At 64.6% G+C, this 26,307-nt stretch carries 24 protein-coding genes; 15 read left to right on the top strand and 9 right to left on the bottom strand.

All coding sequences use genetic code 11. From position 1 onward, the window contains the following. The first annotated feature begins 105 nt into the window (after positions 1-105). The 5 genes from F600_RS0111815 to F600_RS27875 all read left to right on the top strand — a co-directional run bounded on the left by F600_RS0111815 (position 106) and on the right by F600_RS27875 (position 4,029). Positions 106-912: a PspA/IM30 family protein gene (locus F600_RS0111815; protein ID WP_018160829.1), complete on the top strand. Its 807-nt coding sequence runs from the start codon at positions 106-108 to the stop codon at positions 910-912. Between the two features lie 6 nt (positions 913-918). Further along, positions 919-2,100 (top strand): glycosyltransferase, encoded by a 1,182-nt coding sequence (locus F600_RS0111810; protein ID WP_018160828.1) that lies wholly within the window; start codon positions 919-921, stop codon positions 2,098-2,100. A 9-nt stretch (positions 2,101-2,109) separates the two neighbouring features. Further along, positions 2,110-2,304, top strand: a complete 195-nt coding sequence (locus F600_RS0111805; protein ID WP_018160827.1) for a DUF3046 domain-containing protein — start codon at positions 2,110-2,112, stop codon at positions 2,302-2,304. A gap of 184 nt (positions 2,305-2,488) precedes the next feature. Continuing rightward, positions 2,489-3,520 carry a recombinase RecA gene (recA, locus tag F600_RS0111800; RefSeq protein WP_018160826.1) on the top strand — a complete coding sequence of 344 codons (1,032 nt, stop codon included), beginning with the start codon at positions 2,489-2,491 and terminating at the stop codon, positions 3,518-3,520. A gap of 5 nt (positions 3,521-3,525) precedes the next feature. Then, positions 3,526-4,029 carry a regulatory protein RecX gene (locus F600_RS27875; RefSeq protein WP_018160825.1) on the top strand — a complete coding sequence of 168 codons (504 nt, stop codon included), beginning with the start codon at positions 3,526-3,528 and terminating at the stop codon, positions 4,027-4,029. Here the strand turns inward: F600_RS27875 and F600_RS27870 are convergent. The 5 genes from F600_RS27870 to F600_RS0111770 form a co-directional block, all read right to left on the bottom strand. Then, entirely contained in the window at positions 4,026-4,832 is an 807-nt protein-coding gene (locus tag F600_RS27870) for a transporter substrate-binding domain-containing protein (RefSeq protein ID WP_081628810.1), read from the bottom strand. The two genes, F600_RS27875 and F600_RS27870, sit on opposite strands and share 4 nt — an antisense overlap. Positions 4,833-4,842: 10 nt before the next feature. Beyond that, positions 4,843-5,718 carry an amino acid ABC transporter permease gene (locus tag F600_RS0111785; RefSeq protein ID WP_018160823.1) on the bottom strand — a complete coding sequence of 292 codons (876 nt, stop codon included), beginning with the start codon at positions 5,716-5,718 and terminating at the stop codon, positions 4,843-4,845. After that, positions 5,715-6,395, bottom strand: a complete 681-nt coding sequence (locus F600_RS0111780; protein WP_018160822.1) for an amino acid ABC transporter permease — start codon at positions 6,393-6,395, stop codon at positions 5,715-5,717. Before F600_RS0111780 ends, F600_RS0111785 begins: the two co-directional genes overlap by 4 nt. Before the next feature lie 64 nt (positions 6,396-6,459). After that, complete coding sequence (locus F600_RS0111775; RefSeq protein WP_026306459.1) at positions 6,460-7,293, bottom strand: glutamate ABC transporter substrate-binding protein; 834 nt, start codon at positions 7,291-7,293, stop codon at positions 6,460-6,462. Between the two features lie 30 nt (positions 7,294-7,323). Further along, a complete protein-coding gene (locus F600_RS0111770; RefSeq protein WP_026306458.1) occupies positions 7,324-8,052 on the bottom strand; it encodes an amino acid ABC transporter ATP-binding protein in 729 nt (242 codons plus the stop codon). A 113-nt stretch (positions 8,053-8,165) separates the two neighbouring features. Here F600_RS0111770 and miaB point away from each other — a divergent pair, with 113 nt between their 5' ends. Both miaB and F600_RS0111760 read left to right on the top strand, forming a co-directional pair. Beyond that, the gene (miaB, locus tag F600_RS0111765) at positions 8,166-9,701 is read left to right on the top strand and encodes a tRNA (N6-isopentenyl adenosine(37)-C2)-methylthiotransferase MiaB (RefSeq protein ID WP_040631179.1); all 1,536 of its coding nucleotides are present in this window, start codon (positions 8,166-8,168) and stop codon (positions 9,699-9,701) included. Continuing rightward, positions 9,701-10,282, top strand: coding sequence for an Rv2732c family membrane protein (locus F600_RS0111760; protein WP_156024543.1), 582 nt, complete (start codon positions 9,701-9,703; stop codon positions 10,280-10,282). The genes miaB and F600_RS0111760 overlap by 1 nt, the downstream gene beginning before the upstream one ends. A gap of 25 nt (positions 10,283-10,307) precedes the next feature. Here the strand turns inward: F600_RS0111760 and F600_RS0111755 are convergent, their stop codons facing one another. Then, entirely contained in the window at positions 10,308-11,618 is a 1,311-nt protein-coding gene (locus tag F600_RS0111755; protein WP_051090806.1) for a DUF349 domain-containing protein, read from the bottom strand. A gap of 155 nt (positions 11,619-11,773) precedes the next feature. On the opposite strand from F600_RS0111755, the gene F600_RS0111750 reads away from it, so the two are divergent. From F600_RS0111750 to F600_RS0111730, 5 genes are read left to right on the top strand one after another with little or no spacing between them, the layout of a single operon-like run. After that, positions 11,774-12,442: a class III extradiol ring-cleavage dioxygenase family protein gene (locus F600_RS0111750; RefSeq protein WP_018160816.1), complete on the top strand. Its 669-nt coding sequence runs from the start codon at positions 11,774-11,776 to the stop codon at positions 12,440-12,442. Further along, the gene (gene miaA / locus F600_RS0111745; RefSeq protein WP_018160815.1) at positions 12,430-13,347 is read left to right on the top strand and encodes a tRNA (adenosine(37)-N6)-dimethylallyltransferase MiaA; all 918 of its coding nucleotides are present in this window, start codon (positions 12,430-12,432) and stop codon (positions 13,345-13,347) included. Before F600_RS0111750 ends, miaA begins: the two co-directional genes overlap by 13 nt. Positions 13,348-13,357: 10 nt before the next feature. Further along, complete coding sequence (gene dapF, locus F600_RS0111740; RefSeq protein ID WP_018160814.1) at positions 13,358-14,227, top strand: diaminopimelate epimerase; 870 nt, start codon at positions 13,358-13,360, stop codon at positions 14,225-14,227. 60 nt (positions 14,228-14,287) lie between these two features. Next, on the top strand, positions 14,288-15,742 hold the full coding sequence (hflX, locus tag F600_RS0111735; protein WP_018160813.1) for a GTPase HflX: 1,455 nt from the start codon (positions 14,288-14,290) through the stop codon (positions 15,740-15,742). A gap of 3 nt (positions 15,743-15,745) precedes the next feature. Beyond that, a complete protein-coding gene (locus F600_RS0111730) occupies positions 15,746-16,729 on the top strand; it encodes a hypothetical protein (protein WP_018160812.1) in 984 nt (327 codons plus the stop codon). A gap of 10 nt (positions 16,730-16,739) precedes the next feature. Here F600_RS0111730 and F600_RS30340 read toward each other — a convergent pair whose 3' ends face one another. Continuing rightward, complete coding sequence (locus tag F600_RS30340; RefSeq protein WP_156024541.1) at positions 16,740-17,396, bottom strand: TetR/AcrR family transcriptional regulator; 657 nt, start codon at positions 17,394-17,396, stop codon at positions 16,740-16,742. A 67-nt stretch (positions 17,397-17,463) separates the two neighbouring features. Here F600_RS30340 and F600_RS0111720 point away from each other — a divergent pair, with 67 nt between their 5' ends. Beyond that, positions 17,464-20,391, top strand: a complete 2,928-nt coding sequence (locus F600_RS0111720) for a crotonase/enoyl-CoA hydratase family protein (protein ID WP_018160810.1) — start codon at positions 17,464-17,466, stop codon at positions 20,389-20,391. A gap of 62 nt (positions 20,392-20,453) precedes the next feature. Here F600_RS0111720 and lexA read toward each other — a convergent pair whose 3' ends face one another. Beyond that, positions 20,454-21,164 (bottom strand): transcriptional repressor LexA, encoded by a 711-nt coding sequence (gene lexA / locus F600_RS0111715; protein ID WP_018160809.1) that lies wholly within the window; start codon positions 21,162-21,164, stop codon positions 20,454-20,456. A 203-nt stretch (positions 21,165-21,367) separates the two neighbouring features. Here lexA and F600_RS0111710 point away from each other — a divergent pair, with 203 nt between their 5' ends. Then, on the top strand, positions 21,368-21,715 hold the full coding sequence (locus F600_RS0111710; RefSeq protein WP_018160808.1) for a hypothetical protein: 348 nt from the start codon (positions 21,368-21,370) through the stop codon (positions 21,713-21,715). Positions 21,716-21,885: 170 nt separating this feature from the next. After that, positions 21,886-22,344: a transcriptional regulator NrdR gene (gene nrdR / locus F600_RS0111705; RefSeq protein WP_026306456.1), complete on the top strand. Its 459-nt coding sequence runs from the start codon at positions 21,886-21,888 to the stop codon at positions 22,342-22,344. A gap of 13 nt (positions 22,345-22,357) precedes the next feature. On the opposite strand, the gene hrpA is transcribed toward nrdR, so the two are convergent. Then, positions 22,358-26,290, bottom strand: coding sequence for an ATP-dependent RNA helicase HrpA (gene hrpA / locus F600_RS0111700; protein WP_026306455.1), 3,933 nt, complete (start codon positions 26,288-26,290; stop codon positions 22,358-22,360). Positions 26,291-26,307 lie beyond the last annotated feature (17 nt).

Here is a 26,307-nt window from a genome sequence, read left to right as displayed (position 1 = left end):
TCAGGGTATGCCCTGATTTGCGGTAGACACGTGCTGAAGAATTGCGGTTTCGCGGCTAGATTCGAGTTTGGCCGGGAGTTAGTACTTATGGAGGCGTGAGCAGTCGTGGCAAACCCGTTCGTGAAAAGCTGGAAGTACCTGATGGCGCTGTTCAGCTCGAAGGTCGACGAGTACGCGGACCCGAAGATTCAGATCCAGCAGGCCATCGAAGATGCGCAGCGCCAGCACCAGGCACTTTCGCAGCAGGCTGCCGTCGTCATCGGCAACCAGCGCCAGCTCGAGATGAAGCTGAGCCGTCAGCTCGACGAGGTCGAGAAGCTCAACGCCAACGCTCGTCAGGCGGTCCTGCTTGCCGATCAGGCCAATACTGCCGGCGACGCGCAGAAGGCAATCCAGTACACGAACGCTGCGGAGGCGTTCGCAGCGCAACTCGTGACTGCGGAGCAGGGCGTTGAGGACCTCAAGGTCCTGCACGACTCGGCACTTCAGGCGGCCGCGCAGGCAAAGAAGGCCGTCGAGCAGAACGCGATGATTCTGCAGTCGAAGGTCGCCGAGCGCACCAAGCTGCTGAGCCAGCTTGAGCAGGCGAAGATGCAGGAGCGCGTCAGCGACTCGCTGCGGTCGATGGACACCTCGCTCCAGCCGCAGGGCAACACCCCGAGCCTTGACGCCGTCCGCGAGAAGATCGAGCGTCGTTACGCGACTGCCCTCGGTGCCGCGGAGCTCGCCCAGAACTCGGTTCAGGGTCGCATGATGGAAGTTCAGCAGGCGTCGGTGCAGATGGCGGGCCACAACCGGCTCGAGCAGATCCGTGCGTCGATGCGCGGCGACCAACTGCCGGCCGGCAACTCGAGCCAGCCCGCAATCGCTCCGAACACTCCGCAGGCCCAGCCGCAGGCTGACCAGCAGTAGTTCTGCGTGAGAGTTGCTCTCGTCGCGGGTCCGGATCCGGGCCACGCGTTTCCGGCCATAGCGCTCGCTCGTCGGTTTGCCGACGCCGGTGACACCGCAGTGGTGTTCACGGGCGAGCGATGGAAAGAGGTTTGTGCGCAAGCGGGATTGACGTGGTCTCTCCTGCCCGCTTTGGCCCCGCTGCCGGACGAGAACGATCTCGACGCGGGGGACCGGCTGCATGCCCGGACCGTGCGGATGGTGGAAGCGCTTCGGCCGTTGGTCGAGGACGGTTCGTTCGACTTCCTGGTATCGGACCTGCTGACCGCCTGTGGCGGACTCACCGCGGAGCTGGTGGGCATTCCGTGGGGTGAGCTGTTCGTGCAGCCGATGTGGCTGCCCTCCCGCGGGCTGCCGCCGTTCGGCCTCGGCCTGGAGCGGGGGCGTGGGCCGCTCGGCTGGGCCCGCGATGCGCTGCTTCGGCGCCTGACCGCATCGTCCATCGCGGTCGGCGAAGGTCATCGTCAGGATGCCCGCCGGAAGATCGGTCTGCCGCCGACGGGTGGTGAGCCGGACATTCGCCTGATCGGCACGGTGCCTGCTTTCGAACTGTCCCGGCCGGACTGGCCGGCGAATGCATTTCTCATCGGCCCGATGCACGTCGAACCCACAGATGCCGTGCTCGAGCCGCCGGCCGGTGACGGTCCCGTCGTCATGATTGCGCCATCGACGGCCACCAGTGGGCAGCAGGGCCTCGTCGAGGTCGGCCTCCAGGCTCTGGAGGATCTTGGGGTTCGCGTCGTCATCTCGTCGCTGGAAGCGCCGTCGACGCCATTGCCGTCCTGGGTGACTCAGGGCCTGGGCCGGCAGGACGTGCTCCTGCGCCGCTCGTCGCTGATCATCTGCGGTTCGGGCCACGGCATCGTGTCGAAGGCCTGGCTCGCGGGCGTTCCACTCGTCCTCGTTCCGGGTGGTGGAGACCAGTGGGAACTCGCCAGCCGGGCGAAGCGGCAGGGGAGCGCCGAAGTCGTCCGGCCGTTGACTGCACAATCTCTGCGTTCGGCGGTGGAAAAAGTTCTGGGCGATTCCTCGTACACGGACGCGGCCCGAGCCGCGGGCGCGACCCTCAGCGATGTCTCCGATCCGGTCCAGTTGTGCCGTGATGTCGTCGCGGGCACGCTGTCGGCCGCCGTCTGCCCCGTCCGGTAGGTTGGCGGCATGCGTCTGACGGAGTTCCGTTCACTCATGGAGGCGGAGTTCGGCGTTGCGCGTGGTGACGCGATGCTGAACGATCACACGCTTGCCGCGTTCGGTGGAAAAACCGCGGTACAGGCGATCGCGGCGGGGTTCGATCCGCGCGAAGTCTGGCGTTCGTTGTGTGCCGAGTTCGACGTACCGCGCTCTCGTTGGTAGTCCGTCAGTAATTCGGCCCGAAAACGGCGTGTCGAATGGAATCGAACACCTGTTCCCATTACTCTTCTGGTGTCAGCCTGGCCGCGGATTCTGCACATCGGTGGCTCGGTGGAAAAAACTTGTCAGTACCCACCTTTAACGTGTCTATCGGTTGGTAGCTGACATTCCGAGAAGGGGATACACGATGGCGCAGGCAATGGATCGCGAGAAGGCACTGGATCTTGCTCTCGCTCAGATCGAGAAGAACTTTGGCAAGGGTTCGGTCATGCGCTTGGGCGAGGAGACTCGTCTGCCCATTTCCGTGATCCCCACTGGCTCGATCGCGCTCGACGTGGCGCTGGGTATCGGTGGTCTTCCTCGCGGTCGAGTCGTCGAGATCTACGGACCGGAGTCCTCCGGTAAGACGACTGTCGCGCTGCACGCGATCGCCAGCGCGCAGGCGGCCGGCGGCATCGCTGCGTTCATCGACGCTGAGCACGCACTGGACCCGGAGTACGCGCGCAAGCTCGGTGTCGACACCGATGCGCTTCTGGTGTCGCAGCCAGACACTGGTGAGCAGGCGCTGGAGATCGCAGACATGCTGATCCGCTCGGGCGCGCTTTCCATCCTCGTGATCGACTCCGTCGCGGCCCTGGTGCCCAAGGCGGAAATCGAAGGCGAGATGGGTGACAGTCACGTCGGTCTCCAGGCCCGCCTCATGAGTCAGGCGCTGCGCAAGATCACCGGTGCGCTGAGCAACTCGGGTACCACTGCGATCTTCATCAACCAGCTGCGCGAGAAGATCGGCGTGATGTTCGGATCGCCCGAGACCACGACCGGTGGTAAGGCCCTCCGCTTCTACTCGTCCGTGCGCCTGGACATTCGTCGTATCGAGGCACTCAAGGACGGTAGCGACGTGGTGGGTAACCGCACCCGCGTCAAGGTCGCCAAGAACAAGCTCGCCCCGCCGTTCAAGCAGGCTGAATTCGACATCCTGTACGGCGTCGGCATCAGCAAGGAAGGCTCGATCATCGACATGGGTGTCGAGCATGGCTTCATTCGCAAGTCGGGTGCTTGGTACACCTACGACGGCGACCAGTTGGGTCAGGGCAAGGAAAACGCACGCAAGTTCATGCGTGAGAACACCGACATCCGCGACGAGATCGAGAAGAAGATCTTGGAGAAACTCGGCATCGGCGCTGCACCGGTCGCAGACACTGCCGCGGTCGAGTTCTAGTAGCGGTGACCCCGCGCGGGGAGAAGCGCGACGGCGGGGAGGGCAGCGAGTCGCAGGCAAAAGAACACTGTCTGCGACTGCTGACCGCCCGGAACTACACCTCAGCTGAACTGGGTGCGAAGCTCGCGGCCCGTGGGTTCGAGGCCGATGTCGCCAATCGCGCTATCGCGAGACTGACGGAGGTCGGGCTTGTCGACGACCACGCCTACGCGGCGATGTTCGTCCGCACGCGGCATGAGGTGGCTCGCCGCGGACGGCGTGCGATCGCGGTGGAGCTCAAGCGCAAAGGGATCTCGGAAGACGACGTAGCGGAAGCTGTTTCGCAGGTGTCCGACGACGCCGAGCGGGACGCGGCGATCGGCTTGGTCCGAAAGTCGATGCGCGGTGCGGGCGAACCCGCCGACGCGGCGGAGCGGTCGAAACAGATGCGACGCGCTCTCGGAATGCTTGCGCGCCGAGGTTTCGACGCCGGCTTGGCGATCGACGTTGTCAGGTCTGAGTTTGGCTAGTTCGGCGCGACAGTGGGTGCCTTCGGGACCGGAACGCCCGAGTTTCCGAGCGTGATGTCGAAGATCCGGTTGTACGAACCATCGCTGATCATCTTTTCGATCGCCGCGCTGATCTTGGCACGAAGCGCCTTGTCGTCCTTCTTCAGCGCGACGCCGTACGGGGTTTCGGTGAAGGGCTGACTGACGACCTTCACCTCGTTCGGCGCTTCGGCGGCAAAGCCGGCGAGGATGAGGTTGTCACCGACCACGGCGTCGACCTCGCCCTTACGCAGGGCGAGGACGCAGTCCTGGAGGGAATTCTCCTCGACGGTGGTGGCGGGTTCGTCGAACCGCTTGATGACGTCCTGTGCCGTAGTAGTGCCCTTCACCGCGCACACCTGCTTGTTGTCGAGAGCATCGGGCACGACGATGTCGTAGTTGTCCGTGCGGACGAGGAAGGTCTCACCAGCCACGAAGTATGGGCCGGCGAAGTCGAGATTCTTGTTGTTGCTCGTCATGGGAACATTTGCGACGACAAAGTCGACGGCGCCGTCGGCGATCATCGTGGCTGCCGCGGCCCGGTTCTCCACGCCCTTGAAGGTGATGCCGTCCGGCGCGGCGCCGAGTCGAGCGGCGATGTACCGCGCAACCTCGACGTCGAAGCCGGTGTGGAGGCCCTTGTCGGTCTTCATACCGACACCTGGCAGATCGACCGGAACGCCGATCGTGAGCTTCACGGGGTCGCGTAGGGGTTTGAACGGACTCGTGCTGCTGCAGCCCGCAAGCACAATGGCCGAAGCGACAATGCAGACGGTGGCACGCATTGACCCAGTATCAGACGCTGATGCCCTCACTCGTTGCCTGCCACGCCCGCGGCGGACGCTTTGATGACCTCTTCCGCGAGCGCAGACGCTTCTCGAGGTGGGTTGCGAAGGCGGTGAGGGCGCTGTTCATCAGAATCATGATGATCGCGACGACGATGAGAGAGGGGAGGTAATTGCGGTAGAACGAACCGATCTGGGTGCCGGCTCGCACGACCTCTGCAAGGCCGATCAGATAGCCGAGTGCGGAGTCCTTCAGCGCCACGACCATCTGCGAGAGGATCGCGGGCAGCATCGCGGTGACGGCCTGCGGCAGCAAGATCAGCCGCATGACCGCGTTCTTGCGCAGTCCCAGGGCTTGAGCGGCTTCGGTCTGGCCGCGCGGGAGCGACTTGATTCCCGCGCGAACGATTTCAGCGATCACCGCGCCGTTGTAGAGCGTCAAACCAGTGACGACCGCAGCAAGCGCGTAATACTTCGACTGCACGACGTGGTACTGGGAGTACACGTGATAGATGAAGATCAGCAGGATTAGGACGGGAACTGCCCGGAAGAGTTCGGTGATCCCGCCGGCTATCCACCGAACCGAACGATGGTCTGAGAGTCGGCTGATGCCGAGCACGGCGCCCAGCACCAGGGCCATCGAGATCGACAGAACGGCCGCGGTGAGCGTTCCCTCGATGCCCGGCAGGATGTAGGTCGTCCAAGTCGTCGACTCGAGGAACGGACTCCATTTCGCCGCGGTGAGCTGGCCTTTTGCTTTCAGGGACGTATACACGAAGTATGCGAGCCACGCGAGCCCGGCAAGGACGACGACGTTCAGAACGGTGTAGCGCGCGCGGGCGCGGGGGCCAGGCGCGTCATAGAGAACGTTGGGCTTCGCGGTCATCGCACGACCTCGAGGCGTTTGCCCAGGTATCCCGAAAGAAGGCCGATCGGCAGCGTCAGCGCGAGGAAGCCGAGGGCGAAGATGCCGCCGATCGTGAGCAGGGCGGCTTCGTTCTCGATCATCGTCTTCATCAGGAGGGCCGCTTCGGCCACACCGATCACGGACGAGATCGTCGTGTTTCGCGTCAGGGCACTGAGCACGCTGCCGAGCGGCGCCACCACAGCGCGAAAGGCCTGCGGAAGCACGATGAGGCGCAGGTTCTGCGTGAAGGTGAGGCCGAGTGACCGTCCGGCTTCGGCCTGGCCCAGCGGAACGGTGTTGATACCGGCCCGAATCGATTCGCACACGAACGCGGAGGTGTAGACGCTCAGTCCGAGCACGGCGAGGCGAAAGTTGTTGTCGACGAGGAACGTCGGCGAATTGCTCGCGGCCAGCTTCACGCCCATCGACTGATACAGCCCGAACGAACAGAAGAGGATGATCAGCGTCAGAGGCGTGTTGCGGAAGATCGTGATGTAGACGGTCACGGCGGCGCGAGCGACGGGGATCGGGCAGACCCGCAGGCCGGCGAGAACAGTGCCGAACACAAGGGACGCGATCGCCGAGTAGACCGTCAGCTCAAGGGTCGTACCGAATGCCTTGAGAATGTCGGCGCCGTACGTCGAGATGAGATCCACGCGCCTCCTTCCTCGGCGAGGTTTGGTTCGGGCGAACACGCGGTCCGCCCGAACCACCATCTGACTAGTAGCGGTTGACCTGCGGCGGCGCCGGCAGCGGGTAACCCGACTTACCGACCGTGTCCTCGAACGCCTTCTTCCACGAACCGTCGGCGATCATCGCCTCGATCGCGTCGTTGATCTTGTTGCGGAGTTCCGTGTTGTCCTTCGCGAGACCGATTCCGTAGTTTTCGGTCGAGAAGGGCTTACCGACGACCTTGAAATCACCTGGCGACTGCGCCGAGTAACCGGCGAGGATGATGTCGTCGGTGGTCACGGCGTCAATGGCACCGTTACGGAGTGCCTCGACACAGGCCGAGTAGGTGTCGAACTCCTGGAGCTGAACGTCCTTGGCGAACTTCTCCTTGACCTTCTGCGCAGACGTCGAACCGGTGACCGAGCACAACTTCTTGCCGTTGTTGAGGGACTCGGGTCCGGTGATGTCGACGTTGTCGGCCTTCACCAGTAGCGACTGACCAGCGACGAAGTACGGCCCGGCGAAGGAGACCTTCTCCTTGCGCTTGTCGGTGATCGAGTAGGTGGCAACGATGAAGTCGACCTCACCGTTCTGGATGAGGGTCTCCCGCTGCGCGGAGGGAGACTCCTTGAAGGTGATGTAGTCCGGCTGGACGCCGAGCTTGCCGGCCACGTACTTCGCGACCTCGACATCGAAGCCCGAGTAGGTGCCGTCGGGGTTCCGCTGTCCGAGACCGGGCTGGTCGAACTTGATCCCGATCGTCAAGTCCTCCTTGGAACCGCCAGCAGTTGACTTGCTGTCGGTCGAACCTCCGCACGCCGTCGTGCCGAACGCGAGAGCTGCGGCCGTCGCGGCGACTGCCACCCGCCAGGTTTTCCTCATCCTTGACCTCTTCCGTTTCGTACTCGTGGTTCAGTGCCCGAGAATCTTTCCCAGGAAATCGCGAGCCCGCTCCGTTGCAGGGTTGGCGAAGAATGTGGCCGGTTCGGTGTCCTCGAGAATCTGGCCGTCGGCCATGAAGAGGACTCGATCACCAGCGTGACGCGCGAAGCCCATCTCATGGGTGACCACAACCATCGTCATCCCGCCTTTGGCGAGAGCGGTCATGACGTCGAGAACTTCGTTGACCATCTCTGGGTCGAGTGCGGAGGTCGGCTCGTCGAACAGCATGACCTTCGGGTCCATGGCGAGTGCCCGAGCGATGGCCACGCGCTGTTGCTGACCGCCCGACAACGCAGCTGGATACTTATCGGCCTGACTCGCGACGCCGACCCGTTCGAGCAGTTCCAAGGCCCGCGAATGCGCTTTGGCTCGTGGCACTTTGCGTACTTTGGTCGGCCCGAGCATGACGTTCTCGACCACGGTTTTGTGGGAGAACAGATTGAACGACTGGAAGACCATTCCGACGTCGGCGCGCAGGGCAGCGAGGGCTTTGCCCTCGGCGGGGAGCGGCTTCCCGTCGATCGCGACGATGCCGCTGTCGATCGGCTCGAGGCGGTTGATCGCGCGGCACAGAGTCGATTTGCCGGAGCCGGATGGGCCGATGACGATGACCACTTGGCCGCGCGGAATCTCGAGGTTGATGTCGCGTAGGACGTGGAGCTTGCCGAAATGCTTCTGGACGTCGGTGAGAGAGATCATCGGTGGGGTCGCTCGCGTGGCGCCGGTCACAGCACGAGACCCTAGCGGCATTCGAGCGTTCGTGCACTATGTCCGTTTATTTGGCTGCCCGCGAAGTTGAGTACCCTTGACACGTGAATTCGGTAAGTCAGGCCCGCAGCTACGAAGTGCGCACGTTCGGTTGTCAGATGAACGTCCACGACTCCGAGCGCCTCGCCGGACTACTGGAAGCCGCTGGTTACGAGAAGTCTGAGCCCGGTGCCGGCGCGGACGTCATCGTGTTCAACACCTGTGCGGTACGCGAGAACGCGGACAACAAGCTGTACGGAACCCTCGGTCATCTGCGACCGATGAAGGATGCGCGTCCGGGGATGCAGATTGCCGTCGGCGGCTGCCTGGCGCAGAAGGACAAGGACACGGTCCTCAAGCGCGCACCGTGGGTCGACGTCGTCTTCGGCACGCACAACATCGGCAATCTGCCGGCGCTGCTCGATCGTGCCCGCCACAACGAGCAGGCTGAGGTCGAGATCTTCGAATCGCTCGACAAGTTCCCCTCGACGCTCCCGGCCCGGCGCGACTCGGCCTATTCGGCGTGGGTTTCGGTGTCGGTGGGGTGCAACAACACCTGCACGTTCTGCATCGTTCCCGCGTTGCGCGGCAAAGAGGTCGACCGTCGTCCGGGTGACATCCTCGCCGAGGTGAAGGCACTGGTCAGCGAGGGTGTTCTCGAAGTGACCCTGCTCGGCCAGAACGTGAACTCATATGGCGCCTCGTTCGGCGACCCGGATCTGCCGCGGGACCGCGGCGCCTTCGCTGCGCTGCTGAGAGCATGCCGTGAGATCGAGGGCCTCGAGCGTGTCCGGTTCACCTCCCCGCACCCGGCAGAGTTCACTGACGACGTGATCGATGCGATGGCCGAGACGCCGAATGTGTGCCCGCAACTGCACATGCCACTGCAGTCCGGCTCCGACCGGATTCTCAAGGCGATGCGTCGTTCGTACCGCAAGGAGCGCTACCTCGGAATCATCGAGCGCGTGCGCGCCCGGCTCCCGCACGCCGCGATCACGACCGACATCATCGTCGGATTCCCGGGCGAGACCGAGGAAGACTTCCTGGAAACGCTCGACGTGGTCCGGCAGGCGCGATTCGCCAGCGCTTACACGTTCCAGTACTCCAAGCGTCCCGGTACGCCGGCGGCGACGATGGACGACCAGATTCCCAAGGAAGTCGTCCAGGAACGGTACGAGCGTCTCATCGCGCTTCAAGAGTCGATCTCGCTCGAAGAGAACCAGAAGCTGATCGGTTCCGAGGTCGAGGTTCTGGTGGCCGAGAACGGCGGCAAGAAGAGCGCGGCAAAGGCCCGCATGGGTGGCCGCGCGCGCGACGGTCGCCTGGTTCACTTCACGCCGAGCGGAGCGGTCAACGGCCAGATTCGCCCGGGTGACATCGTGCGCGTCACGATCACCGAAGCGGCGCCGCACCACCTCATCGCCGGTGAGGTCGCTGCCCACCGCCGTACTACCGCTGGAGATGCGCATGAAGTCGGTCGGCGACCGATGACCTCGGGTGTTGGCGAGGAACCGATCAAGAAGGTGGGCCTGGGGCTGCCCAAGCTTGGGGTGCCGTTGATCGCGGAAGCTGGCGACAGCTGCAACACGGGGTGCTGCTGATGATGAGCGATCAGGACAAATTGCCTCACGGCGGCAACGGTTTTGACGAGTTGCGTCGCGACGTCGATGCGGTCGAACGCAAGATGGCCCGCGAGATCGAGCCGGGTAAGCGCGCGGTCTTCATGGCGGTGCTGTTCCTCGCCCTGCTCGCGTCGTTCAGCCTTCCGCACACCGGAAACGTGCGTGGTTGGGACGTGCTGGCCGGCGCCAGCGATCTGGCCGCGAACAACGTGACTTTCCCGTCGCGACTGTTCGTGTGGTTCGCGTTGATCTTCGGTGTGTTCTTCTCGATGCTCGCACTGATGACGCGCCGCTGGGGACTCGCGTGGGTCGCGTTCACCGGAACGTCTATTTCGACGGTTCTCGGCATGCTCGCGATCTGGAGTCGCCAGACGATCCGTGCTGACCTGGCCGGCGGCGGACCGGGCTACGGTCTGGTCATCGCGTGGATTGCCGTCGGGCTCTTGGCCTTCCAGTGGCTCAACATCGTGTGGAGCAAGTCCTCGATCCTGCTGGCCGCGGAGGAACGCCGCCGCCAGGAGGAAGAGGACCAGAAGAACCAGGAGAAGGGCGACCAGTAGCGGGCGGGTCTAGTCGCCCCGCCCGCTAGCGGCGGGTGACCGCCTGCTCAGCCGCTTCGGCCCATTCGCGCCATTGCTGCGCCTGGGCGCGAGCCTTCTCCGCATCCCGCTTGCGGCCCGCGGCCTCGGCCTTCGCGGCCTGTTCTTCGAACTGGGTGACCCGGTCCCGGAACTGTGCTGCGCGTGCCATCGCCTCGGGGTCGCTACGACGCCACTGCTGGTCCTCGGCATCGCGAACTCGACGCTCGATCGCGTGCAGACGGTCTTCGAGTTCACGAACCCGCTCGCGCGGGACCTTGCCGATCTCGTCCCATTTGACCTGCAGTTCGCGCAGATGCGACTTGGCGCCGTCGAGTCCGGACGACGGGTCGACGATCTTCTCGAACCGTTCCAGAAGAGCGACCTTCGCCTTGGCGTTGTCGCCGAACTCCGCGTCGCGCTCGGAGGCATTCGCGTTCCGGGCCGCGAAAAACACGTCCTGAGCAGCCTTGAAGCGCTTCCACAGGGCATCGTCGATGTCGCGGGGAGCGCGCCCGGCAGCCTTCCAATCGGCGAGGAGGCCACGGAACGCCGATGCCGTCGTCGCCCAATCGGTGGAGCTAGAAAGCTCCTCGGCCTGAACACAGAGTTCTTCTTTACGGGTGCGGGCGGTGGCGCGTTCGCGGTCCATGTCGGCGAAGTGCGCGCCCCGGCGGCGGTTGAAGGACTCCCGAGCCTTGGAGAAACGCTTCCAGAGCGCGTCATCGACCTTGCGGTCCACGCCGCGGATGGTCTTCCACTCTTCGAGGATCTCGTGCAGGCGGTCGCCGGCGACCTTCCATTGCGTGGAGTTCGAGCTGAGTTCCTCAGCCTCGGCGGCGAGCTGCTCCTTGCGTGCGGTGGCCTCGGTCCGCTGCTTCTCGCGCTCTTCCTTCGCCTGTGCGCTAGCTTCGTCGGAGTGTTCGATGATCGCCTTGAGCCGGCGCGATAGTCCGTCGATGTCGCCGATGACGGTCGCTTCGGGCAGGGACTCGGCCATTGCCTCGGCGGCGGTCTTCGTCTTGCGTGCATCGCCGGCGCCGCTGGAGAGGCGGGCCTCGAGCAGCGACACCTCGGTGGCCAGATCGTCGAAGCGGCGACCGTAGTGGGAGAGTGCTTCCTCCGGCTCGCCGGCCTGCCACGAGCCGATGACGCGTTCGCCGTCGGCGGTCTTGAGGTAGACGGTGCCGTCGGCGTCGACGCGGCCCCACTTCGACGGGTCGCTCGATGCCACCACGACGGTTGATGGAGAAGAGGGCTTGACCGGATGCGGCTTGGCGGCGAGTGCGCTGGGCTTTGCGATGGTGCTATCGGTCATGATGTCCTCTTCTCTGCCGCGCGTATCGGCTGCCACTTACGAACTGCGCTGTTCATTCAACATGCTGTGACTTCGCCTGCCAATAGAAGCCGGTGTTGTTGAGACGAGTGCTGTCGTTTGATGCGACGTTACCCCCGTCAGGCTACGGTGACGGGGTGCTGACTGCGGTGGGTCTCGTCCCGAGTGCACCCCTGCTCGTTCCCGAACTGTCCGGCGCGGGCAACCCAGATGTCGATGCGGTTCGGGCCGCGACGGTGGAAGTCGGGCGCGTTCTTGCCACCCAAGCGGACCGATGGACGGTCCTCTCGTTGGTGGAGTCGAGGTCGTCGAAGGGGACGTTCCGCGGGTTCGGCGCGGACGTCGAAGTCTCGCTACGACCGGGCGACCTCTCGAACGCTGATTCCGAGATGCCGCTGCATTTCCTCATCGCCGCTTGGCTCCGGACCCTGACCGCACCGGCGATCGAGGCGCGACCGTATGTCCTCGGTACTGCCACGGAACTGTTCACGGCCCTCGACGAATCCGCCGACCGCGAGGCTCTCCTCGTCGTTGCAGACGGTTCGACGATGCTCACGCCCAAGGCGCCCGGAGCGTTTCATCCGGATGCGCCGGCCTTCGAGGAGAAGCTCGATACCGCGATCGAAATCGGAGACTGGGCGACGGTTCTCGAACTCGACGGGTGGGATGAGTTCGGGGCGGGGGAGAGCCAGCGACTGTTCCAGGTCCTGGCCGGGGTTCTTGCCGAAATGCGCCCGTCCGAAACCCGCGGCACCCACGCGGCGCCGTTCGGCGTCGGCTATCTCATGCGGACGTGGGTCGCGTGAGCAAGCCGATTGCGGTCATCGGACCCACGGCGACGGGCAAGTCGGACCTCGCACTCGACGTCGCCGAACGGGTCGGCGGTCAGATCGTGAACATCGACGCGCAGCAGATGTACCGGGGCATGGACGTCGGGACCGCGAAACTCCCGGTTTCCGAACGACGCGGGATCACCCACCACATGATCGACGTCCTCGATGTCACGGACGTCGCGACGGTCGCGAACTATCAGCATGATGCGGGACAGATCGTCGACGATCTGCTCTCGCGCTCGATCGTCCCCGTCATCGTGGGCGGGTCGATGATGTACATCCAGTCGCTGCTCGATCACTGGACCTTCCCCGCGACCGATCCGGTCGTGCGGGCGAAATGGGAGGCGCTGCTCGAAGCTGAGGGGCTCGGGGCCGTGCACCAAGCGCTGCGTTCGGTCGACCCGGTGGCCGCCGACACGATCCTGCCGACCGACGGCCGGCGAATGGTGCGCGCGCTCGAAGTCGTCGAGATCACCGGCCGTCCGTTCGCTGCCTCGCAGCCCACGCGCGGCGATTCCCGTTGGGGTACAACGATCATCGGCCTGGACCGCGAGACCGACGAACTCGATGACCGAATTCTTCGGCGCACGGCGTTGATGTTCGAGCAGGGGCTCGTCGAAGAGGTCGAGAAACTCATTCCGCTGGGGTTGCGCGAGGGTCAGACCGCCCGCCGCGCGATTGGTTATGCGCAGGTCCTGGCCGCGCTCGACGGCGAGTACCCGATGGCGGAAGCCCAGGAGATCACTGCGCAGGGCACCCGACGGTATGTCCGGCGGCAGCGTTCTTGGTTCCGTCGGGACACGCGGGTGACGTGGCTCAACCCCGCGGACAGTGACGTTGTCGGCCGAGCCGTGCAGGTCGCCGGAATCGCCGGTTAAAGTCGAAGGCGTGGAGTTCAGCAAAGGGCATGGGACGGAAAACGATTTCGTCATCCTTCCGGACCCGGAAGTCGAACTCGATCTGACCGTCTCACGGGTTTCCGCGCTGTGTGATCGCCAGCGCGGCCTCGGCGCCGACGGTGTCCTGCGGGTGGCCCGCTCGGGGGACCTGGTGGCCAAGGGTGTCCTCGATGCGTTGCCGGACGGCGTCTCGGCGGACGACTGGTTCATGGACTACCGCAACGGCGACGGCAGCATCGCCGAGATGTGCGGCAACGGCGTCCGGGTGTTCGCGCATTATCTGGTGGCGTCCGGTCTCGAGAGTGGCACCGAGTTCGTCGTCGGATCGCGCGCCGGCGGGCGGCCCGTGACGGTCCACTACGCCGATGCCCTCAACGCGGACGTGTCCGTGGCGATGGGACCCGTTCGTGAACTCGGCACCTCGAGCGCGACAGTCGGCGGCATGACCTTCACCGGAATCGGCATCGATGTCGGCAACCCGCACCTCGCGTGCGTGTCCCGCGATCTGACCCCGGACACGATCAAGAAGATCGATCTGCGCGAGCTACCCGAGTTCGATCACACGATGTTCCCGCATGGAGTCAACGTCGAGATCCTGACCCCGCGCACACAAGGCACCGTCACCATGCGGGTCTACGAGCGGGGTGTGGGGGAGACTCGGTCCTGCGGTACGGGAACAGTTGCCGCGGCAGCGGCCGCCCTCGCCGCCGACGGACTCAGCGAAGGTGAAGTACGGGTCCATGTGCTCGGCGGAGCGGTGGACGTTTCCATCCACAACCGGGAGGCGACGCTGCGCGGGCCATCGGTGCTGGTGGCGAACGGAAATCTGCACGAAGTGTGGTGGGCGGCACTCGGGTGACCGCGCCCGGGCAGATATAAAAATGCACGCCCGCCCAGATTCTGGGACGATGAATCTTGTATGAAGAATTCATCGCAATCGCGTTGGTCCGAGTGGTCAGCTGACTCCCTCGCCGACGACGACTATCTCCCGTCCGTCGGTGAGTTGCAGCTAGAAGACCGCAGCGCGTTGCGTCGCGTCGCCGGTCTCTCGACCGAGCTCACCGACATCACCGAAGTCGAATACCGGCAACTGCGTCTGGAACGCGTCGTCCTTGTGGGCGTGTGGACCGAAGGCAGTGCAGCCCAAGCGGAATCGAGCCTCGCCGAGCTCGCCGCCCTCGCCGAGACGGCCGGCTCGGAAGTTCTCGACGGGCTCGTCCAGCGACGCGACAAGCCGGATCCGTCGACCTACATCGGCTCTGGAAAGGCGCTCGAGCTCCGTGAGATCGTGCTCAGCTCCGGCGCCGACACCGTCATCTGCGATGGTGAGCTGTCGCCGGCTCAGCTGACCGCGCTCGAGAAGGTGGTGAAGGTCAAGGTCGTCGACCGCACCGCGCTCATCCTCGACATTTTCGCCCAGCATGCGACGTCTCGCGAAGGTAAGGCGCAGGTCGCGCTCGCGCAGATGGAATATATGCTGCCGCGCCTGCGTGGTTGGGGTGAGTCGATGTCCCGGCAGGCCGGTGGTCGCGCCGGATCAAACGGTGGTGTCGGTCTCCGCGGACCTGGTGAGACGAAGATCGAGACCGACCGTCGCCGAATTCGCGAGCGCATGTCCAAGCTGCGGCGCGAGATCAAGGAAATGAAGCGAGCGCGCGACACGAAGCGTCAGGGTCGGGTGACCAACGGCATTCCGTCGGTCGCCATCGTGGGTTACACGAATGCCGGGAAATCGAGCCTGCTCAACGCGCTGACCGGCGCGGGCGTGCTGGTCGAGAACGCGCTGTTCGCCACCCTTGATCCGACAACTCGGCGCGCGCTGCTCGAAGACGGCCGCGAGTTCGTCCTCACCGACACCGTGGGATTCGTGCGGCACCTGCCCACCCAGCTCGTCGAAGCATTCCGCTCGACGCTGGAGGAAGTGACCGGGGCAGACCTGCTCCTGCATGTCGTGGACGGGTCGGACCCGCTTCCGCACGAGCAGATCAAAGCGGTCCGTACGGTGATCACCGAGGTGCTGCAGGAAACCGGGATGCCGGCTCCGCCGGAGATGCTCGTCGTCAACAAGATCGACGCAGCCGACCCGGTCATGCTGACCGAACTCCGGGGAGTGCTCCGCGGTGCGGCGTTCATCTCCGCGCGGACCGGTGAAGGTCTCGACGAACTTCGTCAGATGGTGTCCGAGGCGATCGGTCGCACCGACGTCGAAGTCAGCGTTTTGCTGCCGTACTCGCGTGGCGATCTGCTCGCGCAGATCCACTCGGACGGCACGATCCTCAAGACCTCACACGAAGAGGATGGAACGAAACTGCGTGCGCGTGTGCCGGCGTCGTTGGCGTCTGCGCTGCTCGACTATGCCTACAGCGGCGCGTAAGAGTTGCCGCAACGTCGTTGGCTCATCGTGCCGTTCACCGCGGCTCTTGTTTCGGTACCGCTCGCCCACGCGCAGACGGCGTTCGAAACATATTGCACGCCAACCGATCCAGGGTTGACCGAGCTGTCCGGGATGACGTGGGGCGACGGAACGCTCTACGCCATGGGAGACAGCGGCGCGGACGATCGGATCGCTGCACTGGACGAGCACTGTGGCGTGAGTCGGTGGATACCGAACCCCGTCGATCCGTTCGACGTCGAAGATCTCACGTTCCATGACGGCTCGTTGTGGCTCGCCGACACGGGGGACAACGACCGCGTTCGTCCGACAATCGCCCTGACTCGCGTCGACCCGAAGGACGGCCGCGGCGAGCTGTACCGACTCAAATATCCCGATGGCGCGCATGACGCTGAGGCGGTCGCCATCGCGCCGAACGGTGAGATCGCGGTCATCACCAAGGAGTGGAGCGGCCACAGTCGCGTCTACACGCTGTCGGACGGACATCGTCTGGCCGATCTTGCTTCTCCTGGTCCGACGCCGCTCGTGTTCGTCGGTGAGCTCGTGATTCCCGAAGGCTCCAATGATGACGCCCCGCTGGTCACCGGTGCGGCGATGCATCCGGACGGCAAGACCGTCGCCATCCGAACCTATTGGAACGCCTACCTGTATCCGATCGGTGAAGAGGGTCTCGCGCACGCTTTGACCCACGCCGAGCCGAAGCATCTCTCGCTGCCCCCTGAGCCACAAGGCGAGGCGATCGCGTTCGATGCTCGCGGTGATGTGTTGATCGCCTCCGAAGCGGGCAATCGCGCGGACGCACCGATTCCGCCGATTCTCATCTCGCGCAGTGTCGATGTTGCCAAGCCGGTTGCGTCCCAACAGACCGAGCATCACCTGAATTGGTGGTGGTGGGTCCTCGGCGGAATCGGCGCCGTGGCGGTGCTCGTCGAGGGCATGTCGATTCTGCGACCGCGCAAGCGGAAGTAGGCGACGACCTTCACTCCGTCGCGGACATGTTCGGCGACAGCAGAACGGACGCAATCGTCGTTCGTGCGAGTCGTGCGACGGCGTCGGGATCGCTGAGGTCGATAATCGAACGTGGGCTGATCAGGTAGCCGATCATCAGGTGAATCAAGACATCGGCCTGTGCGTCGGGATTGCCCGGCGGAATTCTTCCCGCTTTCTGAGCTTTCGCGATGTTCGTGCGGACGGCGGAATGGCCGACCTGCAGCGCGGACGGTTCGCCATGACCCAAGGCATGGATGAGGTCCGCGCGATGACGTTCATCGGTTCCGAACAGGATGTCGTCGAGCAGGCGCATGCAGGTCTGAAATGCGACGACGCACTGTTCCGTAGCGTCGGTGACGACTGTGAAACTGTCGGCCAGATCAGTGAGAAGTTGTCTGATGGCGCGTCCGAGTGCCTGCTCGAACAGTTGGTCCTTGCCGCCGTACCGACGGAAGAGCGTGGTGCGGCCGACGCCGGATTCAGCGGCGATGTCGTCCATCGTTGCCTCGCGCGTACCTTTGCGCGCCAACACCCGTAATGCGGCGTCGAGAACCTGGGATTCCTTGTCGCTCGTGGCGTCGACGTCGAGGGCTTGGCCGACTGCCCGCTGCAGCAGCGTCGGCATCGGAGCGCCCGGTCGTGTCACCCTCTCATCTTGACATGGAACTATTACGCGGTTAATAGTTCCAAGTAACTTTGGTGAGGAGCTTGCGATGACACCCAAGCCGATTCGAGTCCTTCGGGGACAGCTGAGGAGCGCTCAGCAGTTCGTCGAAGCGGTCCGTCGTGACCCGCGAATACTCCGCGAAATCGGAGCCGAATTGATCGGCCGGAAGCAGGTCGGTCCGACCCAGGCTGCGGCTGCAGGACCTCCGGAGTTGGATACGTTCGACCGGCAGACGCGTGCAAGCATGCACCTCGACGCCGGGCCCGAAGCTGTTGCGGCCTTCGTCAGCGACCTCGCCCGGCTTCCGGACTGGTTGACGGTCCATGCCGGCTTCCGGGGCGAGCCACCTGCGGCGGCCTATCCGGGTCTCGAGTTCATCCAGCAGGCCAAACTCATGGGAATTCCGGCCGATGTCGCATGGACGGTCGTTTCCGCCGGCGACACCGGGGTTGAGATGCGCGGCCGCGGGCCGATGGGTCTCACGCTGGGATTCTGGTTGGTTGTCGAGCCTGACGGCCCTGGATCATCGACGTTGTCGGTGTTTGTGGGGCTTGCGGGTCAGCCGGTGCAGGGCCCGCTCGGAGCATCCCTGCTGCGTAGTTTCACCGAAAGTCTCGAGGAATCGCTGCATCGGCTCGCAGCGGCTGTCGCGTCGTTGCAGGGTGCAAAAACACCGTCGCGTAAGCCCGTTCTGCACGAAGTCACCGGAACGATGCTGGCGCCGAACACCCCGGTCCTCGTCGGCGTCGGGCAAGTCGTCGACCGTGTGCCGGATCCGGCGCGGGACCCGGCGGCAATGGCCGCGTCCGCTCTTCGATTGGCCGCCCGTGATTGCGGTGCTGGAGACGCTTTGCTCCGGTCCGCCGACGCGGTGTACGCGGTTGCGTCCGCCTCGTGGCAGTATCGCGATCTCGGTGCGGCCGTTGCTGCGGTGTTGGGCACGACACCGTCCGAAACAGTGCAATCGGTGCCCTTCGGTGGTGACGCCGGACAAGTGCTCGTCAATGAGGCAGCGGAGTCCGTCGCCACCGGGAAACATCGCATCGTGCTGGTGACTGGTGCCGAAGCCGGTGCCACGCTGGCCAGCCACCCAGGGTTGTCTTGGCCCGGGCAGCCGCCGACCGTGCGTCCTACTCGAGTGGTCGGATTGGACAAGCAGGGCAACAACGACTCCGAGACCGCCGTTGGACTCGGGGCGCCGATCTATCTCTTCGCACTCATGGACTCCGCGAATCGCCGCCGTCTAGGACTGTCGCCGCGCGAGCATGCCAAGGCCAACGCGGAGCTGTGGTCGACCTTCTCGGCGATTGCGGCGCAGAACCCGCACGCCTGGCAGCCGGAGCAGTTCCATGCCGATTCGCTCCTCGACGTCTCCGGCGGCAACCGCATGATCACCTCGCCTTATACCAAGCTCCTGTGCGCGAACTTGCAGGTCGACATGGCCAGCGGAGTGATCGTCTGCAGTGCGGCAGCGGCGCAGGAGGCGGGAATTCCGCAGGACAAGTGGGTCTTCATCCACGCTGGAGCATCGGCGCACGATGAGTGGTTCGCGACCGAGCGGGCCGAGTTGGCCGCGTCCCCGGCAATCCGGACGATCGGACAATCAGCGCTCGATCATGCCCGCCTGACCATCGACGAGATCGATGAAGTCGACCTCTACTCGTGCTTTCCCTCGGCTGTGCAGATCTCCGCACGCGAGCTGGGGCTGCCGATCAACGATCCCTCGCGCCCCTTGTCGGTGACGGGTGGTCTGACCTTTGGCGGTGGCCCGGGCAACAACTTCGGTGGTCACTCGATCGCGACGATGGTCGAGCGACTGCGCAGCCGACCGAAGTCCTATGGTTTGACGACCTCACTCGGCTGGTACCTGACCAAACACTCGATTGGCGTGTACTCGGCCAAACCGCCGGCAAAGCCGTATCAGTACCTCAAGCCGTTCGTCGATCACCCGCCGTCACGGCCTGTGCGAACCGGCTATCGCGGCTCCGCGGTGATCGAGGCGTACACCGTGCCGTACGGCCGTGATGGAGAGCCGGAAGCAGCGATCGTCAGCGCGATCGCACCGGACGGGGCCCGCGTGCTCGTGCGCGTCAAGGCGCCTGAATTCATCAGTGAATTGATCGAAGAGGACGTCCTGGGGCTCCCGGTGACGGTCGACGGGGACACCGTCACGATCACCAGCCGGGATCGAACGGATCTTCCGGCGCCGCCTCCACCTTCGGTTCTCGTGGAACGCCGAGGGTCGATCATGGTGATCACCCTCAACCGGCCCGCGGTTCGCAATGCCGTCAATCTCGCCATGGCGACGGCTCTGGAACGCGCCATCGACAGTTTCGAGGCTGACCCGGACGCTCAGGTCGCGATTCTCACCGGCGCCGGTGGTTACTTCAGCGCGGGCATGGACCTCAAAGCCGCTGCGCGCGGTGAGGTTCCGATGACGGAACGGCGTGGACCGCTGGGCCTCGCGGGGCGACCACCACGGAAACCGCTCATTGCCGCTGTCGAGGGGCCGGCGCTGGCCGGGGGATGCGAACTGGCGCTGTCGGCAGACCTCATCGTCGCCGCATCGGACTCGCAGTTCGGCATTCCCGAACCGAAGCGCGGACTCGTCGCGGCCGGCGGCGGGGTGTATCGGTTGCGGGAGCGACTGCCCCGAAACATCGCGATGCAGCTCGCCCTCACCGGCGACCCGATGTCGGCGGCGGTCCTGGCGTCTTATGGCCTGGTCAACGAAGTGACCGAACCTGGTCAGGCGCTTGCCGGGGCACTCCGACTGGCCGAGCAGATCGCGGTCAATGCGCCGCTGAGTCTGCTCGCGAGCAAACAGATCATCGATGAGACCAGCGATTGGTCGACCGCGGAGGCATTCGCGCGGCAGAACGACATCGCGTCCGAGGCGTTGTTCTCGGCCGATGCGACGGAGGGGATCATGGCCTTCGCGGAGAAACGGGCTCCGGTCTGGACCAGTCGCTGACGTAGGAGGCCTGTCGACAATGGCCTGGCTCCCATACTGGAGCCAAGCCATCTGTCGAACTCTTATACGCGGCGCATGACGGTGACGACCTTGCCGAGGATCGTCGCGTCGTTGCCCGGGATGGGCTCGAACAGCGCGTTGTGCGGCATGAGCCAGACGTTTCCGTCCTTGCGTTTGAACGTCTTGACCGTGGCTTCGCCGTCGATCATTGCCGCGACGATTTCACCGTTGTCGGCGACGTTCTGCTGCCGTACGACGACCCAGTCGCCATCGCAGATGGCGGCGTCGATCATCGATTCACCGACGACCTTGAGCAAGAAGAGCGAGCCTTCGCCGACCAGTTCGCGCGGCAGCGGGAAGATCTCTTCAACGGCTTCTTCCGCCAGGATCGGACCACCGGCAGCGATGCGGCCGAGGACCGGAACGTAGGCCGGCGCCGGCAGCGACGCGCCACCCGGTTCGGGCGATCGGGGTGTCTCATCGAGATTCCGAACATCAACGGCGCGTGGACGATTCGCATCTCGACGAAGGAAGCCCTTGCGTTCGAGCGTGCGCAACTGGTGCGCGACGGACGACGTTGAGGTGAGGCCGACGGCGTCGCCGATTTCGCGGATGCTCGGGGGGTAGCCCCGCTCCGACACGGACGCACGAATGACTTCGAGAACCTTCCGCTGGCGGTCGGTGAGAACCGACGTATCGGAGTCCACCCGATCGATCGAGTCCAGCGAATCGACATCGGAGCCGCCGGTACCGCTGCGGTCTCTCCCAGCCATGAGATGTCTCCCTTCACTGCTTCTCTGTCGGACCTGAATGTAGCGCAGCGGCACACCGTTATCAAACATCTGTTCGATGTTTTTCCAAATCTGTCGTGACACTTGTCAGAGGGGAGTGCTACAAAATTCGAACAGGCGTTCATCGAACGCAGTTTCGAACAACCGCGGTCGAACGGCCGCAACTCATGACAGGGGAGACAGAGATGACCATCGCAATCGACACTCACAACTTCCGTTCGAGCACCCCGTTCGACCCGGAGCGCTGGCGCCGCACCTACGCCGGGGGTTCGCGCCCCGCTGCGCACACCGGCCGTTCGCGCCGTGCGCCGCGGCGAGAGTTCTCCTACGGCAACGCATTCGGTTACACCGAGCAGTCGCACCAGGAGCTGCCGGAACAGACGATCAACATCGTGACGCTCATCGTCGCGGCGCTGCTCACCGCGCTGGTTGTCGTGGGCCTGGTCGCGATCGCCGATTTCGCCTCGGGCGGCGGCATGCCGGGTGGTTTCCCGGTGGCTGCGGCCGTCGCCGGAGCCGAAGGTGGTCGGTAATGGTGTCCCCGGAGCGGGCGCCGATGTGGCTTCCGCTCGCGGACGAGGGCGGCGGCGTGCCCGGGACCGTACGGGTATTGTTTGGGAAGGTTGGCCATGCACGGCCGAGCGCGCTGGGAACGGTTTCCTTCCTCGACCCGCAGCGCCACGGTCTCGACAAAGGACGTGATATGCACTGCCCTTTCTGCCGGAATCCCGACTCCCGCGTCGTGGACTCCCGTGAGGCGGAGGAAGGTTCTGCAATTCGTCGTCGCCGAGCGTGTCCGTCCTGTGGTCGCCGCTTCACGACCGTCGAAACCGCCGTCCTCGCCGTCGTGAAACGGAGTGGCGTCACCGAACCCTTCAGTCGCGAGAAGGTCATTCGCGGCGTCCGTCGGGCATGTCAGGGTCGCGATGTCGACGACGATGCCTTGATGCAGCTCGCCCAGAAGGTCGAAGACGCCGTGCGGGCTTCGGGTTCTGCCGAGATCCCTTCGCACGAAGTGGGATTGGCGATCCTCGGACCGCTGCGCGACCTCGACGAAGTGGCCTACCTGCGCTTTGCCTCCGTGTACCGGTCGTTCTCGTCGGCCGACGATTTCGAACGCGAGATCCAGGATCTTCGGCAACACCGCACGAAGGCGAAGTAAGGGCACATCACCCTCAGTGCCGCGCCTCGGCGATCGCTGTCCGCACACGCTTTTCCGAAATCGGATACGCGGTGCCGACCCGCTGAGCAAACAGACTGACCCTCAACTCCTCGAGCATCCATCGAATGTTCTCGACGGCCGCGCCGTCGCGTCGATCAGCGGGGAGTGATTCCTTGAGATCTTCATATTCCGCGTCGAGGTTGTCGAGGACGACCTGGTGTTGGGCATCCCGGCCGGCATTCGACGCATAATTCTCTGCCCGGACGGCCGCCGCTTCGACATAGCGGGGCAGTGCACGCAACCGCTCCGCGCCGAACTCGGTCGCGAACCCGTCGAACACGAGTGAACGCAGATGCGTTTCCAACACTCGTCGAATGGCGGCAGGCATCGCGGACGCAGCTTCCTGCGCATTCCGCCACTCGTTGAGAACCGTGACAGCAACGTGGACCACGGAAATCACCTCGTCCGGCAGCTCTGCGGCGACGCGTTTCCGCAGGTCGACGTACTCAGTCGGAGTCCAGGCGAAGCCGCCGCACCGCGGAACCAGGGCGTCGATCGCGGCGCGCCGGCAGTCGTCGATGAAGGCCTCGGCATTGCCGGAGGGATTGTGGCCCAATGCGAGACGTTCGACCGTCGACATCGAGCCCAGGACGTACTTGGTGCTCGCCGGCAGTTCCGCATTGAGGAGCGCTCGCGTACCGACACGCATCGCGGTGGTCTGCTGGGATGCCGTCGAATACACGCGGACGGCGACTCCGCCGGGTTCGGCGGTCAGCGCGGGATAGGCGTTGACGCGGTGCCCGCCAATCGTGCCGCTGATCTTCCGCGGCACGTCGCCGAGGGCGTCCGCTGTCCAGGCTTTCGCCGGCTCGCGCTCGAACCGTGCCGTCGCGCGCGACACCTGACGTTCGACCCGCGGCGCAACGTTCTGCCGGAGGTCATCGAGGTTCTTCGAACGCGCGGTGATCGAGCCGTCCTCGGCGACGGCCGCGAAGTTCATGCGCAGGTGACCGGGCAGTTCGGTCAGGTCGAAGTCAGACGGATGGATTTGCGTTCCGCCCAACCGCGACAGTTCTGGGGCCAACGCCTCGGTAACCGGCTTCGAGCGCGGAGTCATCACCGCCAACGCTGCCTGCGCGAAGTCGGGCGCGGGGACCACGAGGCGTCGCAGGTGCTTGGGCAGCGACTTGATGAGTGCCGTCACGAGTTCTTCTCGCATCCCGGGCACGAGCCAATCGAAACCCGTGTTCGACACCTGCGCGATGAGCGGCGCCGGGATACGGACGGTGACGCCGTCGGTGTCGCTGCCCGGTTCGAACGAGTAGGTGAGGTCGAACTGCATCTCACCCTGACGCCACGCGCCCGGATAGCTGGTACGCGAAACATCGTCGGCACCGTCGTTGATGACCGATTCGAGCGTGAAGTCGAGAAGTTCCGGCTGCTTCTTGCGGGCGTCCCGCCACCACTTGTCGAAGTGCCGTCCGCTGACCACGTCCTTCGGAATTCGCTTGTCGTAGAAGGCAAACAGCGAATCCTCATCGACCACGAGGCCGCGGCGACGTGCTCGATCCTCAATCGACGAGGCCTGCTCGAGAATCGAGTCGTTGTGGGTGAGGAAAGTGTGCTTCGACTCCCACTCGCGGTTGACGAGGGCATGCCGGATGAACAGTTCGCGGCTGTGTTCGGGATCGATGCGCGCGTAATTGACGGCTCGCCGCGCCACGATCGGCACGCCGTACAGGGACACGCGCTCGTACGCCATAGCCGCGGCATTGCGCGTCGACCAATGAGGTTCGCTGTAATTGCGCTTCACGAAGTGCTCGGCGAATTCCTCGGCCCACTCGGGTTCGATTCGCGCAACCGTGCGGCCCCACAGTCGGGACGTTTCAACGAGTTCGACGGCCATCACGCACGGCGGGGTCTTCTTGCCGAGCGACGACCCGGGGAAGATCGCGAACTTCACGCCGCGGGCGCCGAGGTACTCGCGATCGGTGGCGTCCGCACTGCGAACGCCGATGTGCGACAGCAGACCTGACACGACCGCTCGATGGACGGCGTTCGGTGCCGCGGCAGCCGTATTCGGTGTCCAGCCGAGGTCCTTGGCGATCGTGGAGAGCTGTCCGTGCAGGTCCTGCCATTCACGAATTCGCAACCAGTGCAGGAACTCTGTGCGACACATGCGGCGGAACGCGCTCGACGACAGGTCTCGGCGCTGGTCGGTGAGGTACTCCCACAGCTTCAGGTACGCGAGGACGTCAGAGCCGTCGACGCGGAACCGCGCGTGTGCGGTGTCCGCGGCTTGCTGGTGCTCGGTCGGGCGCTCTCGCACGTCCTGAATCGACATTCCGGAAACGATGATCAGTGTTTCCGCGAGGCAGCCCGAAGCGTGGCCTTGCGCGAGAATCCGTGCCATTCGCGGATCGACGGGGAGGCGGGCAAGCTGCCGTCCCATCGGCGTGAGCCGAGGAATGTGGTCTTCTTCGGGCGCGGTGATCGCACCCAGTTCGTGCAGGAGGGCGAGGCCGTCCCGGATGTTGCGTTCGTCCGGCGGATCGACGAACGGGAAGATCGCCACGTCGCCGAGGCCGAGGTTCGCCATCTGCAGAATGACCGAGGCCAGGTTGGTGCGGAGAATCTCGGGCTCGGTGAATGCCGGCCGGTCCTCGAAGTCCTGCTCTGAATAGAGCCGGATGCAGATGCCGTCCGCGACACGTCCGCATCGGCCGGATCGCTGCCGGGCCGACGCCTGGGAGATCTCCTCGATCGGCAGGCGCTGAACCTTGGTTCGCTTGGAGTACCGCGAGATTCGTGCGGTGCCGGGGTCGATCACGTAGCGAATGCCGGGAACGGTCAGCGAGGTTTCGGCGACGTTCGTCGCGAGAACCACCCGTCGGCCCGTGTGCGCGGAGAACACGCGATGCTGCTCGGCGATCGACAATCGGGCGTAAAGCGGCAGGATTTCGGTGCGCGGCAGTTTGAGGTCGCGCAGGGCGTCGCCGGTATCGCGGATCTCCCGCTCGCCGGATAGGAAGACCAGGACGTCGCCATCGCCGGCCGCGAACAGTTCTTGTACTGCCGTACCGATCGCATCGACGGCGTCGAGCTCGATGACCTCGTCTTCGGTCTCGAGGGTCAGCGGTCGATAGCGGACCTCGACCGGGTACGTGCGCCCGGACACTTCCACGATCGGCGCCGGAACACCATCGACGGCAAAGTGATTCGCAAAGCGCTCGGGGTCGATCGTCGCCGACGTGATGATGACCTTGAGTTCCGGGCGGCGGGGGAGCAGCTGCTTGAGGTAGCCGAGCAGGAAGTCGATGTTGAGGCTGCGCTCGTGCGCTTCGTCGATGATGATCGTGTCGTAGCGGCGGAGCATTCGATCGCGCTGGATCTCGTTCAGCAGGATGCCGTCCGTCATGAGCCGAACGAGCGTTGAGTCCGACATGTGGTCGGTGAAACGCACCGAATATCCGACGACTCCGCCGATTTCGCCGCCGAGCTCTTCGGCGATGCGCTCGGCGACTGTTCGCGCGGCCAACCGGCGCGGCTGTGTGTGGCCGATGACGCCACGCACTCCGCGGCCGAGTTCGAGGCAGATCTTGGGTATCTGTGTGGTTTTACCGGAGCCGGTCTCGCCCGCGACGATGACGACCTGGTGGGCCTTGATGGCGGCCGCGATGTCATCGCGGCGTTCGCTCACCGGAAGTTGTGGTGGGAAGGTGATCTCGGGGACGGCCGCCTGGCGGACTGCGACGCGTGCCTCAGCCTGCGACAGCGCCTTTTCCACCGACACGACGTCGTCGTCGTTCGCGATCCGTTCAATCCGGCGCGAAAGGCGATATGCGTCCGCGTACGTTAAAACGGAAAGGCGTCCTCCGAAGCGAGGATCAGATCGGCGGGACGGCCGCCTTCGGTGGTGGCCAGGTGGCTGGCGATCGGAAGACATACTGGATACAGGTTATC

Source organism: Smaragdicoccus niigatensis DSM 44881 = NBRC 103563, assembly GCF_000380645.1.
In the GTDB taxonomy this organism is placed as follows: domain Bacteria; phylum Actinomycetota; class Actinomycetes; order Mycobacteriales; family Mycobacteriaceae; genus Smaragdicoccus; species Smaragdicoccus niigatensis.
The sequence above is the reverse complement of the archived record's forward strand: the minus strand, read 5'-3'. Positions and strand labels throughout refer to the sequence as shown.

Bases quoted from the DNA above. Each gene is read 5' to 3' on its own strand.
- nrdR (WP_026306456.1), top strand. From the start codon at position 21,886: ATGCACTGCCCTTTCTGCCGGAATCCCGACTCCCGCGTCGTGGACTCC.
- F600_RS0111755 (WP_051090806.1), bottom strand. From the start codon at position 11,618: ATGACCGATAGCACCATCGCAAAGCCCAGCGCACTCGCCGCCAAGCCG.
- F600_RS0111760 (WP_156024543.1), top strand. From the start codon at position 9,701: ATGATGAGCGATCAGGACAAATTGCCTCACGGCGGCAACGGTTTTGAC.
- F600_RS0111710 (WP_018160808.1), top strand. From the start codon at position 21,368: ATGACCATCGCAATCGACACTCACAACTTCCGTTCGAGCACCCCGTTC.
- F600_RS0111785 (WP_018160823.1), bottom strand. From the start codon at position 5,718: ATGACCGCGAAGCCCAACGTTCTCTATGACGCGCCTGGCCCCCGCGCC.
- F600_RS0111720 (WP_018160810.1), top strand. From the start codon at position 17,464: ATGACACCCAAGCCGATTCGAGTCCTTCGGGGACAGCTGAGGAGCGCT.
- lexA (WP_018160809.1), bottom strand. From the start codon at position 21,164: ATGGCTGGGAGAGACCGCAGCGGTACCGGCGGCTCCGATGTCGATTCG.
- F600_RS0111775 (WP_026306459.1), bottom strand. From the start codon at position 7,293: ATGAGGAAAACCTGGCGGGTGGCAGTCGCCGCGACGGCCGCAGCTCTC.
- F600_RS0111770 (WP_026306458.1), bottom strand. From the start codon at position 8,052: ATGATCTCTCTCACCGACGTCCAGAAGCATTTCGGCAAGCTCCACGTC.
- F600_RS0111805 (WP_018160827.1), top strand. From the start codon at position 2,110: ATGCGTCTGACGGAGTTCCGTTCACTCATGGAGGCGGAGTTCGGCGTT.
- hrpA (WP_026306455.1), bottom strand. From the start codon at position 26,290: ATGTCTTCCGATCGCCAGCCACCTGGCCACCACCGAAGGCGGCCGTCC.
- F600_RS27870 (WP_081628810.1), bottom strand. From the start codon at position 4,832: ATGCGTGCCACCGTCTGCATTGTCGCTTCGGCCATTGTGCTTGCGGGC.
- hflX (WP_018160813.1), top strand. From the start codon at position 14,288: ATGAAGAATTCATCGCAATCGCGTTGGTCCGAGTGGTCAGCTGACTCC.
- recA (WP_018160826.1), top strand. From the start codon at position 2,489: ATGGCGCAGGCAATGGATCGCGAGAAGGCACTGGATCTTGCTCTCGCT.